The sequence below is a fragment of the Myxococcus hansupus genome (genome assembly GCF_000280925.3).
Lineage (GTDB): Bacteria > Myxococcota > Myxococcia > Myxococcales > Myxococcaceae > Myxococcus > Myxococcus hansupus.
Map to the genome: position 1 here is coordinate 6,224,728 of NZ_CP012109.1, position 16,837 is coordinate 6,241,564.

Genomic DNA, 16,837 nt, shown 5'->3' on the forward strand with positions numbered 1-16,837 from the left:
CGTGGACGCCCTGCCCCATTCCTGGGCGGGCGCTCTGAACACGCGGATGCGAGGCGGAGCCGAACAGGCGCCCTGCCCCATTCCCGGGCGGGCGCCTCGACGCGTGGTCAGAAGCGTTCGATCTGGAAGTCGTCGTCCCCACCCGCCGCCGGAGCGGGGGCCGGAGCGGGCGCGGGCGGACGCGCCGCGGGAGGAGGCGCCATGGGACGCCCCACCGGCATGCCGGGCGCGGGCGCTCCCGGGCGCATGGCCTGCGGGGCCGGAGCACCGGGACGCATCGCCTGAGGTGCCGGAGCCGCCGGGCGCATCGGCTGGGCCATGGGCGCCGGAGCTGGCGCGGCCTGCGGCGCCGGAGCCCCCGTGGGCGCCCCCTTCTGCGCGAACGCTGAGGAGCCCGGGATGGGCCGCGAATCGCCAGGCTTCGCGTCGAAGTTGTCCCACTTGGAGTCCGACGTCCCGCTGATGCCGGAGAAGCGCAGCGCGAAGTCGTCCGGGTTGGACGCCTGGCGGTGAGCCTCCTCGTACGTGACGAGCCCCTGCCGGACCAGGCTCATCAGCGACTGGTCGAAGGTCTGCATCCCGTAGGAGTCCGTGCCCTGCGCGATGGCGTCGTGGATCTCCTTCGTGCGGTCCTTGTCCTCGATGAGCTCGCGCACGCGCGCCGTGACGCGCAGCACCTCCACGGCGGCCACACGGCCCTTGCCGTCCGCGCGCGGCACCAGACGCTGGGACACCACGCCCTTGAGCACGCTCGCGAGCTGGAGGCGCACCTGCTTCTGCTGGTGCGGCGGGAAGGCCGAGACGATGCGGTTGATGGTCTCCGTGGCGTCCAGGGTGTGCAGCGTGGACATCACGAGGTGGCCCGTCTCGGCGGCGTGGAGCGCCGTTTCGATGGTCTCATGGTCGCGCATTTCGCCCACGAGGATGACGTCCGGGTCCTGGCGAAGCGCGCTCTTGAGCGCCTGCGAGAAGCTCATCGTGTCCACGCCCACCTCGCGCTGGTTCACGATGGAGCGCTTGTCCCGAATGAGGAACTCGATGGGGTCCTCAATCGTCATGATGTGGCTGGTCTCGTTGGCGTTGATGTGGTCGATCATCGCCGCCAGCGTGGTGGACTTGCCGGAGCCCGTGGTGCCCGTCACCAGCACCAGGCCGCGCTCCTCGCCACAAATCTTGGCCAGAATCTGCGGCAAGAGCAGGTCCTGGATGGTCATCACCTTGAACGGGATGACACGGAGCACGGCGCCCACCGTGCCGCGCTGCTGGAAGACGTTCACGCGGAAGCGCCCGAGGCCCGGCACGCCGTAGGCCAGGTCCACCTCGTTGCTCGACTTGAACTTCTCCTTCTGGAACTCGTTCATGATGCCGAAGGCCATGCGAGCCACCTCCTCGGGAGGGAGGCGGCGGCCGTCCTTCAGCGGAACCAGCGAGCCGTCCACGCGGAACATGGGCGGCAGGCCTGCCTTGAGATGAATGTCGGAGGCACCGCCGCGCAGGGCGATCTGAAGGATCTCGTTGAGTTCCATGAGCGAGCGGAATGCTACCAGACGCTCGCCAGCACATGCGATGGGGCTTCAAGGACCCCGAAAACACAGCGGCGGAGGCCCTCGAAGAGGACCCCCGCCGTGAGAACAGCCCAACCGCTGAGCGAGCTGCTTAGCGCTTGGAGAACTGGAACCGGCGACGCGCGCCCGGCTGGCCGTACTTCTTGCGCTCGACCGCGCGAGCATCGCGGGTGAGGAAGCCGGCCTTCTTCAGCGCCGGACGGAACTCCGGGTTGAAGGAGCACAGCGCCCGGGCGATGCCGTGACGGATGGCGCCGGCCTGGCCGGAGAGACCGCCACCCTTGACGTTGACCGTGACGTCAATCTTGCCCTTCTGCTCGAGAATCTCGAGGGGCTGATTGAGGATCATCTTCGACGTCTCACGGCCGAAGTACGCGTTCAGCTCGCGGCCGTTGACGGTGACCAGGCCAGTGCCGGGACGGATCCAGACGCGGGCGGTGGCTTCCTTGCGGCGGCCGGTGGCGTAGAAACCGAGATCTTGGTTGATGGGCATGGACGTTGTCTCCCTTACGCCTCGACCTCGAACGCGGCCGGCTTCTGGGCCGCGTGCGGGTGCGTGTCACCTGCGTACACCTTCAGCTTCGTCATCATCTGGCGGCCCAGCGCGTTGCGCGGAAGCATGCGCCGCACGGCGTTGATGACGATGTCCTCGGGGTGACGCTGGCGGAGCTTGGCCAGGTTGGTGATCTTCAGGGCGCCCGGGAAACCCGCTCGCGGGTGCCGGTAGTACATCTTGTCCTGCTCCTTCGTACCCGTCACCTTCACCTTGTCGGCGTTGATGACGACCACGTGGTCGCCGGTATCGATGGACGGCGTGTAGATGGCCTTGTGCTTGCCCTTCAGCAGGGTGGCAATCTGGCTCGCCGCGCGGCCCAGCACCTTGTCGGACACGTCAATGACGTGCCACTGGCGCTTGATGTCCCCAGCCTTCGCGCTGTAGGTCTTCTGCGACATTTCGTGCACTCCAGACTTCTCGCGGCCGCCGTGTGCATTCCAGGGGCCGCTGCTCGTGCTTGATTCAACCACGGGTCGACCGTGAAAACTTCACGGAGGCCCGGAAAGGCCGACCGTCCTAGTGGGTGTGGCGGATCAAGTCAAGGTCGCACCGCACCGGACGTCCGGATTCCCGGACCTGCCCCCCGAGGATGCCCCCTCGGGGCACCAAGCTACCGGGCGGCTCCCCCGGAAGGCCCGGCGCCGCCCGGCGGAGTCCCGGGAATCCCGGGTTTCTTGAAGCGCTCCTTCAGGTTGGCGAAGAAGTTCTTCTCCTCCGTGGTGGGAGGTCCTTCGCGCGGCGCGTCCAGGGACACCAACTCCACCACCTCCGGGGGAAGGTCCTCCAGGAAGCGCGAGGGGGTCCGGGGGACCTCCTTGCCGCGCTTCACGCGGGTGGCGGCGCGGGTGAGGTACAGCACCTCCTTGGCGCGGGTGATGCCCACGTAGCAGAGGCGGCGCTCCTCCTCGAGGTTCTGCGCCTCGCCCTGCATGCCCCCGTGGGGCATCAGGTCCTCCTCCATGCCGATGAAGAAGACGAGCCGGTACTCCAGGCCCTTGGAGGCGTGCACCGTCATCAGGGTGACGCGGCGGTTGGCGCCTGGGACTTCCTCTTCCTCCTGCCGGGTGTCCAGGCTCAGGCGGTTGAGGTACGTCAGCAGGCTGGCCTTGGGGCCCTCCCGCTTCTCGAACTTCTCCAGCGAGTTGAGCACGCCGTCCACGCCCTTGAGCTTCTTGTCCGCGGCGGTGGCGCTGGTGGCGTGGGCGCGGGTGGCCTCGCGGAAGCCAATCTCCTCCAGGAGCTTGGTCGTGACGGTGGCGAGCTGGCCGTGCTCGTAGGCGGCCCGGTAGCGCTCCACCAGCTCCACGAACTCCGCCACCCGGCCTCCGGCGCCCGGCGGCAGGTCCTCGTACTCGGTGGCCTTGCGCATCGCCGTCCACAGCGTGACGCCCTCTCCCCGCGCGTGCACCTGGAGCCGCTCCATGGTGACGTCGCCAATGCCCCGCGAGGGCACGTTGACGATGCGCATGAGGGAGATTTCGTCCAGCTTGTTCACGATGACCTTGAAGTACGCGATGACGTCCTTCACCTCGCGCCGGTCGAAGAACTCGCTGCCGCCCACCACCTCGTAGGCGATTTGCTTCTCGCGCAGCGTCTCCTCCACCGGATGGGCCTGGCCGTTGGTCCGGTAGAGCACCGCGATGTCATCCGCGCTGATGCCCAGCGCGATGTGCTTCTGGATTTCATGCGCGACGAAGCGGGCCTCCTCCTCGTCGTTGGGGCAGTTCACCACCTTCACCTTCACGCCCCCCTTGCGGTCGGTCCACATCTGCTTGGCCTTGCGCTCGGGGTTCTTCGCGATGACGGCGTTGGCCGCGTCCAGCACCGTCTGGACGGAGCGGTAGTTCTGCTCCAGCCGCACTTCCTTCCCGCCCGGGAAGAGGCGGTCGAAGTCGAGGATGTTGCGCACCTCCGCGCCGCGCCACGAATAGATGCACTGGTCGTCGTCGCCCACCGCGCACACGTTGCGAGAGCGGCCCGCGAGCAGCTTCAGCAGGTCCAACTGCGCGGTGTTGGTGTCCTGGAACTCGTCCACCAGCAGGAAGCGGAAGCGCTTGGTGTACTTCTCGTAGAGGTCCGGGTGCTCGCGCAGGAGGCGCGCGGGCAGCAGCAGCAAGTCATCGAAGTCCACCGAGCCCTGGGCCTTCAGCCCGAGCTGGTAGTCCGGGTACACCATGTGGGTGATGAGGTCGTAGTCATCCCCCATCCCCTCCGGCTTGGGCTCCGGCGTCTTGCCGGAGTTCTTCGCCTTGGAGATGAGCCCCAGGACCTTGCGCGCGTCGAACGCGCGGTCGTCGATTTTGTGCTCCCGCATGGCGCGCCGGATGTTGGCGAGCTGGTCGCCCATGTCGGCGATGGCGAACTTCTTGGGCCACCCCAGGCGGTGGATGTCCTCGCGGAGCATCTCCGCGCCAAAGGCGTGGAAGGTGCAGACCAGCACGCCCTGCGCACGGGGCCCGGCCATGTGGACCAGGCGCTCCTTCATCTCCGTGGCGGCCTTGTTGGTGAAGGTCACCGCGAGGATGTTGCGGGCCATGATGAGGCCCGGCCGCTCGTTCAGCAGGTGAACGATGCGGTGGGTGATGACGCGAGTCTTGCCGCTGCCAGCGCCTGCTAGCACGAGGAGCGGTCCCTCGAGGGTGACCACGGCCTCGCGCTGCGGAGGATTGAGCTTCGAGAGGTCCATTGCGCGCGGGGCGGGGATACCCTTTGATTCGTTCGTGCGCGACTCTTTTTTCCCCAAGCGCTCTGGCGCTTTTCTCGCACTCGTCCTGGGCACGGGTTGCCTTGGCGAGTCCGGCACGCCCCGGGAGGTGACACCGGTGGTGGCGGCGGAGAGCGCGCCCTGCGTGTACTTCAAGCGGTTGACGCCCTTCCTCCCCGAGAGGCTGGACGGCTTCACGGTGGCGCACACCCAGGGCTCCACCGGCAAGTACGGCGAGGTGTCCGTCTCCGAGGCGGAGCGGCTCTACACCCGAGGTGAGGGCCGCGAGGTGAAGGTGCGCATCGTGGACACCACCATGGGGGAGCGCATCGGCAATGCCATCCGCGAGGCGGCCACCCGGGCCCAGGGGCGGGCTGCCAGCGACCCCGCCGCCCCCATCCTCCTGGACGACGCCGTGGGCTTCGTGCGGTACGACGCCGAGGAGTCCATGGCCGAAGCAAACCTCCTGGTGGGGGGGCGCTACGTGGTTGCCGTCACCAGCCGGGGATTTCCGGGTACGGTGGAGGTGCGCCGCGTGGCGCGCGGCATCGACCTCGCGGGACTGGCTCGCCTGAAGCCCGCCCCGAACTGATGAAGGAGTGGTCCCGGTGGTGAAGGACAAAGGAACGCGGCCGGAGAAGGCGGACCTGGTCGTGCAGGAGAAGGCGGCGCGCGAGGTGGTGTCCACCCTGGGCAAGCGGGAGTTCCTGGAGCAGTTCCAGAAGCTGACCAAGGGCTTCGCGGCCGACCCGGGCAACCCGGGCTCCTACGCGTGCGAGGGCTGTCAGCGCTGCGCCAACTGCATGTTCTGCAAGGACTGCGATAGCTGCTTCACGTGCACGCACTGCACCCGGTGCGAGCTGTGCAACAACTGCTCGCACTGCGTGGACTGCAAGAGCTGCAACGCCTGCGCGTACTGCGTCCAGAGCGAGAACTGCTCCACCAGCGCGTACCTGGTGCTGTGCCGCAACCTCCAGGACTGCAACTACTGCTTCGGGTGCGTGGGCCTGTCGAAGAAGGACTTCCACATCCTCAACGTCCCCTTCCCCCGGACCGAGTACTTCAAGGTCGTGGGCCGGCTGCGCAAGGAGCTGGGGATTCCGTAGGCCCCAGCCCCCTGTCCGCCTCCAAACTAGAGGGCGCGCACGTAGAGGGCCTTCAGGTACTCCGTCTCCGGCAACCCGGCGAGCACCGGGTGGTCGAGCCCCGCGCCCCGCCGCTCCAGAATCTGCACCGGCCGCTTCGCATCCGCGGCGGCCGAAAGCACCATCTCCTCGAAGGCCGCGCGGTCCAGCTTGCCCGAGCAGGAGCAGGTGACGAGCAGCCCGTCCGGCTTGAGGCAGCGGAAGGCCCGCAGGTTCAGCTCGTGGTAGGCGCGCAGCGCGGTGGCCATGCCCTCGCGGCGCTTGGCCAGTCCGGGCGGGTCCAACACCACGGTGTCGAAGCGGCGCCCGCTGGTGTCGAAGCGGCGCAGCACGTCGAACGCGTTGGCGTTCTCCACCGTGACGTTGGCGCGGCCGTTGGCCTCGGCGTTCGCCTTCGCGCGCGCGGCGGCCTTCTCGTCCTGCTCCACCGCGAGCACGGACGTGCAGGTGCGGGCCAGCGAGAGCGCGAAGCCGCCGTGGTAGCTGAAGAGGTCCAGCGCGTCGCCGCGGGCCAGCTCGCCGGCGCGCAGGTGGTTGTCCACCTGGTCCAGGAAGGCGCCCGTCTTCATGTCGCCCTGGAGGTCGACCTCGAAGCGGTTCTCCCCCTCGTGGTAGGTGAAGCGCGCGGCGCCTTCGCCGTGCAGCAGGCGCGCCTCGCGCGGCAGGCCCTCGAAGTCGCGGCCGGAGGCGTCGTCCCGGCACATGACGTGGGTGGCGCCCGTGAGCTCCACCAGCATCTTCGCCAGCGTCTCCTTGCGCGCGTCCATCCCTTCCGAGAGCGTCTGGAGCGTGAGGCCCTTGCCGTAGCGGTCCACGAAGAGGCCGGGGAGCTGGTCCGCCTCGCCGTGCACCAGCCGCAGGCCGTCACGGCCGGACAGGTATGCCCGGCGCGCCAACGCGGCCTCCAGGCGGCGGCGGAAGAAGGCGTCGTCCACCGGCTCGTCGGCGGGCGACTTGCGCGTCAACAGGCGCAGGGCCAGGGGCGAGCGGCGGGCGTAGAGGGCCTGGCCAATGGGGTTGCCCTGGGAGTCCACCACCAGCACCACCGCGCCGGGGCCCTTCACGTCGGGAGGGGCGGCGATTTCGGTGCGGTACAACCAGGGATTGAAGTGCCGCAGCGAGCGGGCACCCTTGGGGGTGACGCGCGCGACGGGCAGGGCTGCAGGGGGGGGCATCAGGCTCACTCCAGGCCGCGCGCGGCCAGCTCTTCATCGTCTTCGCCGCGAAGGTGCCCGATTTCGTGCAGCAACGTCACGCGGATCTGCTCACGAAGTTCCTCGGACGTGCGGACGGCCCGCGCCAGGTTGCGGCGGTAGAGCACCACGGAGCGGCACGGCGTCTCGGAACCGTCGCAGGGCTCGCTCAGCGGCGGCCCTCGGAAAAGGCCCAGGATGGTGGGCGACAGCGGCGGCTGGTTGGCCAGCAGGTCCGCGTCCGCGGGCAGCTCCTCCGCGGTGACGGGCACGCCGTTCAGGTCCCCGCGCATGTCCTTGGGCAGCGCCGCGACGGCCTTGAGGACCTCGGCGCGGAAATCCTCCTCCGAGGGCAGCGGCGGCTCCGGGAAGTCGTCTGGCGCCAGCGCGCGCGCCTTCTCGAAGTGGACCTGCGCCTGCTTCCACTTGCCCTCGCGCTCCAACAGCAGGCCCAGGTGCTGGTGGGCGTGCGCGGCGCGCTCGGGGTCGTCCACGAGGCCGGCGAAGGTGGTGCGCGCGTCGCCGAAGCGGCACAGCTCGAAGAGGGCCAGGGCTCGCTCGTAGAGGGCCTCACGGCTGCCGGGGTTGCGCGCCAGGACGATGGCCGAGTGCGCCAGCGAAGACTCCGCCTGCCCCAAATCGTTGAAGGCCATGGCGGCCACCAGCGCGAGGTGGGGAATCAGCTCCGGGGGCGTGTTGGGCTGGGACAGGCCCCGCTCGGCGTAGAGGGCACCCAGCTCGTCCCGCTCCCGCGTGGACGGAAGCTGCACGGCGTACAGGTGGGCCGAGCCCAACAGCGCGGACGGGTCCCCCGGGTCGATGGCGAGCGCTCGCGCATAGGCGAGCTGCGCTTCCGTCTCGCGGCCCAGGGCGGCCAGCGCCACGCCCCGCTCGGCGTGGGCCGCGGCCAGGTCCGGCTCCAACGCGGCGGCCTGGGCGGCGCAGGACAGCGCCTCCTCGAAGCGGCCGTCCTCGAAGTAGCGACGCGACGCGTCCAGCGGGGCCGCGCCGTCCGACTTGCACACGGCGAGGGGCTGCACGCGGTGGGTGGCGTCCTCGGGAAGTGGCCCGGGGCGCACACTGGAGTGGGACGCCGCACCCGCGGGCGCGCTGGCGGTGGGCTCGGCCGGACATGACGGAGCCTGCGCTTCGGCCGCGGGAGCGCCGCGCTTGCACGCTACGAGGAGGAGACAGAGGGCGAGCAGACCGCGCCGCGACATGGGCCGCCAGGGTACGGCAACACTCCGTGCGCTGGAAGCAGGGACGTGCATGCCCGCCTGCTCACACGACCCACATTCCCCCGCACTGCATTAGGTTGCCCGCCCCATGAGCGAATTGATTCTGGCATCCACGTCGAGCGCCCGGCGTGCCCTGATGGACGGCCTGGGCCTGCCCTACCGCGCGGAGGCCCCCGGCGTGGACGAGGTGGTGTCCCCTCACCTGTCGGCGGAGGACGCCGTGCGGGAGCTGGCCTCGCGCAAGGCCCGCGCGGTGCACCAGCGGCACCCGGAGGCGTGGGTGCTGGGCGCGGACCAGCTCGTCGAGGTGGCGGGGGAGATTCTCTCCAAGCCCCAGGACCGGAACGCTGCGCGCGAGCAGCTCGGCAAGCTGCTGGGACACACGCACGCCATCCACACCGGGGTGTGCCTGGTGGGCCCCGATGGGCAGGTACACGAGGCGGTGGAGACGGCGCGGCTTGGCTTCTACGCACTGAGCGCGGAGGAGCTGGAGCGGTACCTGGACTTGGATGAGTGGGTGGGTTGCTGCGGCAGCTACCGCGTGGAGAGCGCCGGCCAGGCATTGCTGGAGCGGCTCGAGGGCGACCGCTCCAACGTGCAAGGCCTGCCGATGGTGACGGTGGTGCGGCTGCTGCGGAGCGCGGGCTTCCGCTTCTTCGAGCGCCGCTGAGCCCCTGCTCGCACCGGGGCAGGCCGTGCGCCTACGGGCGCCACACCCTCAGGCACTGAGCCCGAGCGCCTGAAAGGTGAGCCCGTGCGCCGACGGGCGCCACGCCATCAGGCCCTGAGCCCGAGTCCCTGAAAGGTGCGCCCGTGCTCTCGATGAGCCGGGCGCGGCCAACGCGTCCCCTCGCAGGCTGCGCGACCCAGGCCCCGCCGGCGTGGCGTCCGCCGTGCACGGCGGGCCACGTCAGCCAGCCACCTCACGCGTCGGAGGACAGCTCCGCGAGAATCTCCGCGTAGGCCGCGCGGGCCTTGTCAGCCTGGTCCGCCTTGAAGCTCACGGCGGCCACCACCGGATGCCCACCGCCGCCGTAGCGCCCGGCGATGGCGGACAGGTCATGCCGCCGCGTCTCCGGCTTCCACGGGTTGGAGCCGATGGAGACCTTCGCGCGCGAGGCGCCCTTCCCCACCCACAGCGTGTAACGCGCGTCCGGATAGAGCGCGTAGGCGATGAACTTGTTGAGGCTGTCCACGCCCTGGTCCACGAGGTCGAAGAACACGACGCCGCGCTCGTAGCGGGCGTGCGTGCGCACCAGTTCGATGTTCGACTGGTGGCGCTCCAGCAGCGGCGCGAGCGGACCGGCGATGAGCGGCGAGGCCGCGATGTCCGCCAGCGACTCGGTCTGCATGCGGCGGATGACCTCGGGGATGAGCGCCGGGTCCTTGTTCGCCTCCAGCACCGTCATGATGCGCAGCGCGGGCTCCTCCAGCGCCACGGCCATCTGCGGCGACGGGAACTGCGCGCCGTCGATGATTTCCGCCCAGTGGATGAGCTCCGCCATGGGCGCGGCATCCCAGCCGAAGCGCTCGCCAGCCACGTCCGCCAGGTACTTCGTGCAGCTCTTGCGGTGCCCGTCGTGGAACTTGCGGCCACTGGTGTCCGCGCGGAAGTGCGCCTCATCCCCCGGCTGCTGGAAGGCGGAGGCGTGGTGGTCGAACCACCACGTGAGCCGCGCGTCCTGGCTGTACCGGAAGTCGACGATGACGTTCTCATCGCCGGTGAACACGGCCGGGTCGATACCCTCCGCGCCCGGCTTGTGGTTCAGGCCGAGGTACCGGAAGGCCACGTCCGGACGGATGCGCTCCCGGTAGAAGCGGGAGAACACGGCCGCGCTGGCGGCGCCGTCGAAGCAGCTATCGTGGAAGAGAACCTGGACGTTCATGGGTCCGAGCCCCTTACTGCAACGCGAGTCCCGCGCCCACCGCCGAGAAGGCCGCTTCGTCCACCACCCCCACCGACGGAGGCGCCACCACCGCCAGCCCCACGAGCCGCCCGTCCGCCAACACCCCGCAGCCCAGCGTGCCCTGCGCGCCTCCCTGCGTCGTCAACATGTTGACGGTGGCCTTGGCCCCCAGGGCCGGAGGCGCCGGCAGGGAGAGGGCCTCACCCAGGGTGCCACGCAGCGCCTGGAGCAGGCCCTTGCACCCCGCCCCCTTGCCCGCGCCACGCTCCACCCACAGCAGGCCATAGCGCCCCTGCGCCGCGTCGCCGAAGCCCACGGCGCCGCCATGCAACGTGGACGCGGGCAGCACCAGGTGCGGCGCGAGCTGCTCACGCGTCATCCGCCCCCAGCCCGCGGGCAGCTCCAGGCGGTAGCCCAGCTCGTTGCCCACCAGCGACTGCCGCGCCCCCGCCCCCGAGCCACCGGCCATGGGCAGCGCCAACAGTCCGGCCGACGCCACCGCCGCGCCCAGCCCCAACCCCAGGCCCAGGTAGCGCCGCGTGGGCCCCGGCTCGCCCACCACCATGGTCAGCGCCAGCACCCCGAGGATGACGTACGCCAGATGAACAGGCGCCAGCGGCGCTTCCCGCGCCAGCCACGCCGTGGCCAGGAGCTGCGCCACCACGCCCACCTGCGCCAGGCCCTTGGCGGGGCCCCGGTTGAGCACCAGCACCAGCGCGAGCACCGCGTCGAGCCCCACCAGGCCGTACGTCCACTGCGGGTCCTCCAGCGTGCCCACCAGGCCCGCCGCGCGGACGAACCACGCCGCCGCGCTGGCCAGGAGCACGCCCGCCGCCGGGCCCGGATGGGCGGACACCGCGCTGGTGACCAGGTCGCCACCGAACACCGTCGCGTCGTCGTCCGCCTCCACCATGGGCCGGTCCAGCCGCATCCGGCCCACCTTCTTGTGGGATTGGAGATGGTCGAACGGCTCACGGCACCGGGGACACGCGGTGGCGCCGCGCGCAATAGGACTGTGGCCGCAGTTCGGGCAAAGAGTCTGGGGCATGACTCCCGGCGTATACCGCACTGCCCGCGCTGCCTACGAGGCCGCGACATTCGTGTCACGACCTACGGGCTTTCCACCTGGAAAGGCGGCTCTGGGCGGGAAGACACGCCTCTGACATCGAGGTCAGATTGGACCTAGGTGCCAAGAATTGTAAGCCACGTGACGAAACGGGGCATTGAACGAAACGTCGAGTTCGCGCTCAGCGTGAGCGAAATCGCTCGATGAAACGATTCATACCCAGGCAGGGCCGTGAACCCAGCGAGCGTCTTGTCCGCTTAACCCCGCTTTCTGCCAGGGAAACAGGTGTCCATGTCCCACCAGGCGGGTAGGCGGACGGCTGGCACCCCAACTGCATGATGTCAGACCCACGGTGTACTCACCCGCGCAGGTCGAAGCGAGGGAGGAACCATGGGCAAGCGGACGACACGAAGCAGAAGTGCGGTTCCCAGGCAGGGCCGGCGGGTGATGCCCGCACTGCGGTGGACGGCGCAGCGGGCCCGCGCGGCGGCGGGCAAGGTCCACCTGACGGTGGGCGAGGTCATCGCGGCGGCCTTCGAGACGTCCGGCGGCGAGCTGTCCGACGTCATGGAGCAGCTCACCTCGCCGCAGATGACCCGGGCGCTGGGGCGGCGCATCGTCGTCGTCGGTTGAGCGCGTCTCCACGCGCTCCCAGCGGGTGACACGCGTGAGGCGTCACGCCCGGCGTGGCCGTCACTCTCCGGCCAGCAGGATTCCCGCCGTGTAGTGCTGCCGCGTGGGTTCTCCCGCGAGCAGCTTCCCGAAGTCTTCCACGTTGTTGGGATGCACCAGGAAGGTGCCGGAGCGCGTCTCCAGGCGCACAGGTGCGGCCAGCTCGCGCGGCTCCCCGGCCACGGTGCGTCCATTCCCCGTCTCGAGCGGGTGAACCGGCGCGGTGGCACAGGCGGCGAAAAGCAGGAAGCCAGGTGACAGGTAGCGCTTCATGCGAATCCTCCGGGAAGGGCCCAGGGGTGGGCCAGGGGCGCCCTGCCTACGTCGCTTCCCGCGGGGAGGCAAGACGGCGTCCTCCCCCGTGGACAAACGAAGGCCCGCGCCTCCCCAGGGAGACGCGGGCCAGGAGCCTCACACCGTCAGCGAACCGCGACTACCGGGGCTGCCAGCGCGGACGGTGGTCGTCGCCGCGAGACGTCTGCAGGGTGTAGTCCCCCACCGGGTGGACAATGGGGTCGCCCACCTTCGTGCCGGCCACCGGATCAATCTGCTGGACGTAGAGCTGGCCACCCTGGACATAGGCCACGTGGTGCCCATCCGGAGAGAACGAGGGCAGCGTGGCGCCCTCCGCGAAGCTGACTTCAGCCTCCATGGGCGCGCCGTCCGCAGGGTTGATGCGGCGCAGGAAGATGATGTTGCCCGGGTCTCCCGCGCAGGGCGACGTGCCGGCACCGCACAGCACCGGCTCGCCCGTCGTGGGGTTGAAGAAGTAGGCGCGGACATACGCCACCCAACTGCCGTCCGGGGCCCAGTTGGGGTTGGCGATGTACGAGTCCACGGACCCCTCCTCGCCGGGCACCGAGGTCGCCTCGGCAATCGTCTGCACGGCGGCGCCGCCCACCGGGACGATGTAGAGCGCGGCGTTCAGCCCCACCGGTCGCGTCTCGTCCGGCCGCAGGAACAGGAGCTGGTCGTTGACGCGGTTGTAGTGCGGCTGCTCCGCCGTGGGGCCGGCGAGGGCCAGCGGCGCGGGCGTGCCACCCACGGTGGTCGTCGACAGGCCCACGGAGGAGGTGCTGAACGCGAAGGTGTTGCCGTTGCGCCAGTCCGGGAACGTGCCCTGCGCGGTGGCCTGCTCCACCGGGCCGCCTTCGGGCAGCACGCGGGAGATGCCCGAGATGCTGTCACCCGCGCGGCGCACATACAGGAGCGAGTCACCCGGCTCCCACTCCAGGTAGAGGAAGCCCTCGGTGCTGCCCGTGGTGCCGTTGGCGAGCACCGTGGGCGCCGCGGCGGCGAGCGGAATGTCGCGCACCACCAGCTCACCGGCGAGGTTGCCCTCCGAGGTGCCCGTCTCGGTGGCACCCTGGACGAACGCGATGCGCGAACCCATCGGGTTCCAGCGGGGGTAGCGGCTGTTCACCGCGGCATCCGACAGGCGCGTGGGCTCTGGCTCGTCGAAGCGCGTCACCACGGCCGCCATCGCGTCGCTGTCGTCCATGGCCGTGAAGGCCACGTGCAGCGATTGACACGTCATCGCCTCGGCCATCATCTCACAGCGCAAGCCCGCGGCGCAGTCCGCCGAGCTGGTGCAGGCATCACCCTTGGCGCCCGTGCCGATGACCACCGTGCCGGCGTCGGAGCCCGCGTCGGGCTCGGTGCCCGCGTCAGGCTCGGTGCCCGCGTCCTCTTCCATACCGGCGTCTTCCTCCGTGCCCGCGTCCTCCTCCATTCCGGCATCCTCCTCGGGCGGCGGCTGGGAGTTGCGCAGCTCGCACTTGCCCAAGCGACACGTCCACTCCTGACCCGCGGGAGCCTCACCATTCTCGCGGCGGCAGTCGAATTGATCGACACACTCGTCACCGCACCCCGTCGACAGCACCAACAATGCGCCGCACAGCGCGCTGACAACGACACGCATGGTCATAGAGACCCTCCGAAGAACCTCAGAAGGCGCGTATACCGTCAGGCTTTCCAGACGTGCTTACCCTGTGGTCCAGGTCCGCGCTGCGTGTTCCTGATTGAACGCCCCAAGAGAGGAGCCTGCTCAATGATAGACACCCACTGCCACTTGGATGCGACGCGGTTCGACCCCGACCGGAACGAAGTCCTCTCACGCGCGTGGGCCGCGGGACTCCACGGCATCGTGATTCCTGGCGTCGGACCGCATGACTGGGAGCCCTTGTTGGAGATGTCCCGTCAGGAGCCACGCCTCCAGGTGGGCCTGGGCATCCACCCCCAACTGCTGCCCGACATGCCGCCTGAAGAGGACGACGCGGTGATGGAGCACCTGGATGCGTTGCTTTCACGAGGCGGCGCGGCGGCGGTGGGTGAGTGCGGGTTGGATGGCCCCAGCCTCCCGGGGGCCCCGCTGGAGCGGCAGGTGTCGGTGCTGAAGCGGCACCTCGCGCTGGCGCGAAAGCACGGCCTGCCCGTCCTGATGCACTGCCACCGGCTGCACCCGGCGCTCATCGACCTGCTCAAGGAGGAGCCCCTGCCTGAGGCCGGCCTGCTCATGCACAGCTACAGCGGCGGCGTGGAGCTGGCGCGCTTCTATCTCCAGAAGGGCTGCCACTTCTCCTTCGCGGGCCCCGTCACCTGGGCGGAGGCCCGCAAGCCGCTGGACGCGCTGAGGGCCATCCCCCTGGAGCGGCTGATGGCGGAGACGGACGCCCCGGACCAGGCGCCCACCCCCCACCGGGGGACCCGCTCCGAGCCGGGGTACCTTCCCCACATCATTGAAGGCATGGCCCGGGTCCGGGGGGAGCCCGTCGAGGAGGTCGCCCGGCAAACGACCGAGAATGCCCGCCGCTTCTTCCGGGAAGCTTTCCCCGCGCCTTCGCGGTAGGCGAGCGGTCGCGTTATAGAGGACCGCCATGAACCCGCAGCCGCTCCCCGCCCCCGCTTCCCAGAGTGAGACGCCCCCCGTCGCCCCCGACTCGCTCGCCCGTCCCTTCAAGCTTTCCCGCCGCTTCGACCGGACCGGCCGCCTGCTGGGCGACTCCGCGATGGAGCGACTGGCCAACGCGCGCGTGGTGGTGTTCGGCCTGGGTGGCGTGGGCAGCTTCGCGGCCGAGGGCCTGGTGCGCAGCGGCATTGGCCACCTGACGCTGGTGGACCATGACGACGTGTGCGTCACCAACACCAACCGCCAGCTCCACGCGACGGTGAAGGCCGTGGGCAAGCCCAAGGCGGAGCTGATGGGGCAGCGCTGCCAGGAAATCAATCCGGCGGCGAAGGTGGAGGCAGTGCGTGAGTTCTACCGCGCGGACGTGGCCGAGCAGATGCTCCAGGCCGGCCAGTACGACTTCGTGGTGGACGCCATCGACAACGTGAAGGCGAAGCTGCACCTGCTCCACCGCTGCGTGACGCTGGGCATTCCGGTGGTCAGCTCCATGGGCGCCGCGGGCCGGCTGGACCCCACCGCCATCCGCGTGGAGGACCTGTCCGAGACGCACATGGACCCCTTCGCCAAGGACATCCGCAAGCTGCTCAAGCGCAAGTACGCGGTGGAGACGGACAAGCACACGGGCATCACCGCCGTGTACTCCATTGAAGCGCGGCGCCTGCCGGTGACGCTCCAGTACGACGACGCCACCGACGGCTTCCTCTGCGTGTGCCCGAATGACAACGAGTTCCACACCTGCGACCACCGCACGCAGATTGACGGCAGCGTGGCCTTCGTCACGTCCTGCTTCGGGATGAACGCGGCGGGCGTGGTGGTGCGGCGGCTCGCGTCGGCCCGCTAGGCCCCGCGCGTCACGCCACCTGCTGCGGCCGAAGCGCTTCGGCCGCGGCGCCCTCGCGTCCGCAGGGACGGCGGAAGACACACCGCGCGCAGGACGTCAGCGTCTCCGTGGGCGGAAAGGCGGACGCGTCCAGTGGCGTGTTCGTGGCCGGGTCCTTCAGCAGCGAGCGCATCTTCGCCACGCTCTGCTCGAAGTACTGACGGAAGGAGGCCATGGCCTCCGGATTCACGGTGACTTCCTGCTCCTTGCCCTCGTTGAGGTACACGAGCGAGGCGCGCACCTTCTCCACCGGGAAGCGGTAGCGCTGCGCCACGTAGAGCGCGTAGCCGAGCACCTGCTCGTCGTACCCTTCGCGCGACTTGCCCGTCTTCCAGTCCACCACCACCGGCGTGCCGTCCGCGTCCACGAAGGCGAAGTCGGGAATCGCGAAGACCTTGAGGCCGTCCAGGGTGAAGTGGGCGAAGTCGAAGCCCGCGTCGACCTCCAGCCACTGCTCGGGCTTGAGGCTCAGAGCCAGGTCCTTCCAGCGCGAGGAGAAGAACCAGGACAGCGCGGAGCGCACCGTCTCCCAGTTCTGCTTCCACGCCTCGTCCGGCACGGGCTCCGCGTACTCGTGCTCCACCAGGCCGGTGAACTGCTTGCGGTACTTCTGCGACCAGTAGTTCTTCGAGCGCGAGTGCCGGAAGTCGTCCTGCATCAACTTGCGCGTGCGCGCCTCCACCGCCGCCGGGTCCACCTTGCGGCCGGCGCGCCAGTCGAGCAACACGTCCTTGATGCTCTCGTGCACCACGCTGCCGGCCCACGTGTAGCGGTTGCCCAGCTTCTTCAGCACGTACAGTTCGCGCACGTCCTTGGGCGCGTCCACCTCCCAGCCGCCCCAGGAGCGGTAGTAGTAGAGGTAGTACGCACGAAGGCACTCGGAGAACTTCTCGTGGCGGCTCTTGGACCAGGAGAAGTCATTGCTGAGAGGGGGGCGCCGCATGAAGGCGCGCATCCTAGGCGTTCGCCCGCTCCACCAGAAGGGGAACGGGCGAGGAAACAG

17 protein-coding genes are annotated in these 16,837 nt (G+C 69.7%); 6 read left to right on the forward strand and 11 right to left on the reverse strand.

The genetic code is table 11. The features are described from left to right. Positions 1-107 precede the first annotated feature (107 nt). The 4 genes from A176_RS24160 to A176_RS24175 form a co-directional block, all read right to left on the reverse strand. Positions 108-1,526: a type IV pilus twitching motility protein PilT gene (locus A176_RS24160; protein ID WP_002637334.1), complete on the reverse strand. Its 1,419-nt coding sequence runs from the start codon at positions 1,524-1,526 to the stop codon at positions 108-110. 130 nt (positions 1,527-1,656) lie between these two features. Then, positions 1,657-2,058: a 30S ribosomal protein S9 gene (gene rpsI / locus A176_RS24165; protein WP_002637333.1), complete on the reverse strand. Its 402-nt coding sequence runs from the start codon at positions 2,056-2,058 to the stop codon at positions 1,657-1,659. A 14-nt stretch (positions 2,059-2,072) separates the two neighbouring features. Then, entirely contained in the window at positions 2,073-2,519 is a 447-nt protein-coding gene (gene rplM / locus A176_RS24170; protein ID WP_002637332.1) for a 50S ribosomal protein L13, read from the reverse strand. Positions 2,520-2,731: 212 nt separating this feature from the next. Beyond that, positions 2,732-4,807, reverse strand: coding sequence for an ATP-dependent helicase (locus A176_RS24175; RefSeq protein WP_002637331.1), 2,076 nt, complete (start codon positions 4,805-4,807; stop codon positions 2,732-2,734). A gap of 127 nt (positions 4,808-4,934) precedes the next feature. Between A176_RS24175 and A176_RS24180 the strand changes: the two genes are divergently transcribed. After that, complete coding sequence (locus tag A176_RS24180) at positions 4,935-5,417, forward strand: hypothetical protein (protein ID WP_044890943.1); 483 nt, start codon at positions 4,935-4,937, stop codon at positions 5,415-5,417. A gap of 16 nt (positions 5,418-5,433) precedes the next feature. Next, entirely contained in the window at positions 5,434-5,931 is a 498-nt protein-coding gene (locus tag A176_RS24185; protein ID WP_002637329.1) for a hypothetical protein, read from the forward strand. 26 nt (positions 5,932-5,957) lie between these two features. Here A176_RS24185 and A176_RS24190 read toward each other — a convergent pair whose 3' ends face one another. After that, a complete protein-coding gene (locus tag A176_RS24190) occupies positions 5,958-7,145 on the reverse strand; it encodes a class I SAM-dependent rRNA methyltransferase (protein WP_002637328.1) in 1,188 nt (395 codons plus the stop codon). Positions 7,146-7,150: 5 nt separating this feature from the next. Beyond that, a complete protein-coding gene (locus A176_RS24195; protein ID WP_002637327.1) occupies positions 7,151-8,434 on the reverse strand; it encodes a metallopeptidase family protein in 1,284 nt (427 codons plus the stop codon). Between the two features lie 55 nt (positions 8,435-8,489). Between A176_RS24195 and A176_RS24200 the strand changes: the two genes are divergently transcribed. Further along, a complete protein-coding gene (locus tag A176_RS24200) occupies positions 8,490-9,071 on the forward strand; it encodes a Maf family protein (protein ID WP_002637326.1) in 582 nt (193 codons plus the stop codon). A 253-nt stretch (positions 9,072-9,324) separates the two neighbouring features. Here the strand turns inward: A176_RS24200 and A176_RS24205 are convergent, their stop codons facing one another. After that, positions 9,325-10,287 carry a hypothetical protein gene (locus A176_RS24205; RefSeq protein ID WP_002637325.1) on the reverse strand — a complete coding sequence of 321 codons (963 nt, stop codon included), beginning with the start codon at positions 10,285-10,287 and terminating at the stop codon, positions 9,325-9,327. Between the two features lie 13 nt (positions 10,288-10,300). Continuing rightward, positions 10,301-11,356, reverse strand: a complete 1,056-nt coding sequence (locus A176_RS24210; RefSeq protein WP_226993973.1) for a zinc ribbon domain-containing protein — start codon at positions 11,354-11,356, stop codon at positions 10,301-10,303. Positions 11,357-11,821: 465 nt separating this feature from the next. On the opposite strand from A176_RS24210, the gene A176_RS24215 reads away from it, so the two are divergent. Continuing rightward, a complete protein-coding gene (locus A176_RS24215) occupies positions 11,822-12,007 on the forward strand; it encodes a hypothetical protein (RefSeq protein ID WP_082282814.1) in 186 nt (61 codons plus the stop codon). Positions 12,008-12,067: 60 nt separating this feature from the next. Here the strand turns inward: A176_RS24215 and A176_RS24220 are convergent, their stop codons facing one another. Next, on the reverse strand, positions 12,068-12,319 hold the full coding sequence (locus tag A176_RS24220; RefSeq protein WP_002637322.1) for a hypothetical protein: 252 nt from the start codon (positions 12,317-12,319) through the stop codon (positions 12,068-12,070). A 160-nt stretch (positions 12,320-12,479) separates the two neighbouring features. Further along, the gene (locus A176_RS24225) at positions 12,480-13,967 is read right to left on the reverse strand and encodes a TolB family protein (RefSeq protein ID WP_420811417.1); all 1,488 of its coding nucleotides are present in this window, start codon (positions 13,965-13,967) and stop codon (positions 12,480-12,482) included. Positions 13,968-14,096: 129 nt separating this feature from the next. Between A176_RS24225 and A176_RS24230 the strand changes: the two genes are divergently transcribed. Then, positions 14,097-14,894, forward strand: a complete 798-nt coding sequence (locus A176_RS24230; protein ID WP_002637320.1) for a TatD family hydrolase — start codon at positions 14,097-14,099, stop codon at positions 14,892-14,894. 28 nt (positions 14,895-14,922) lie between these two features. Further along, complete coding sequence (locus A176_RS24235) at positions 14,923-15,795, forward strand: tRNA threonylcarbamoyladenosine dehydratase (protein WP_002637319.1); 873 nt, start codon at positions 14,923-14,925, stop codon at positions 15,793-15,795. A 10-nt stretch (positions 15,796-15,805) separates the two neighbouring features. Here A176_RS24235 and A176_RS24240 read toward each other — a convergent pair whose 3' ends face one another. After that, entirely contained in the window at positions 15,806-16,789 is a 984-nt protein-coding gene (locus A176_RS24240) for a PD-(D/E)XK nuclease family protein (protein WP_002637318.1), read from the reverse strand. Positions 16,790-16,837 lie beyond the last annotated feature (48 nt).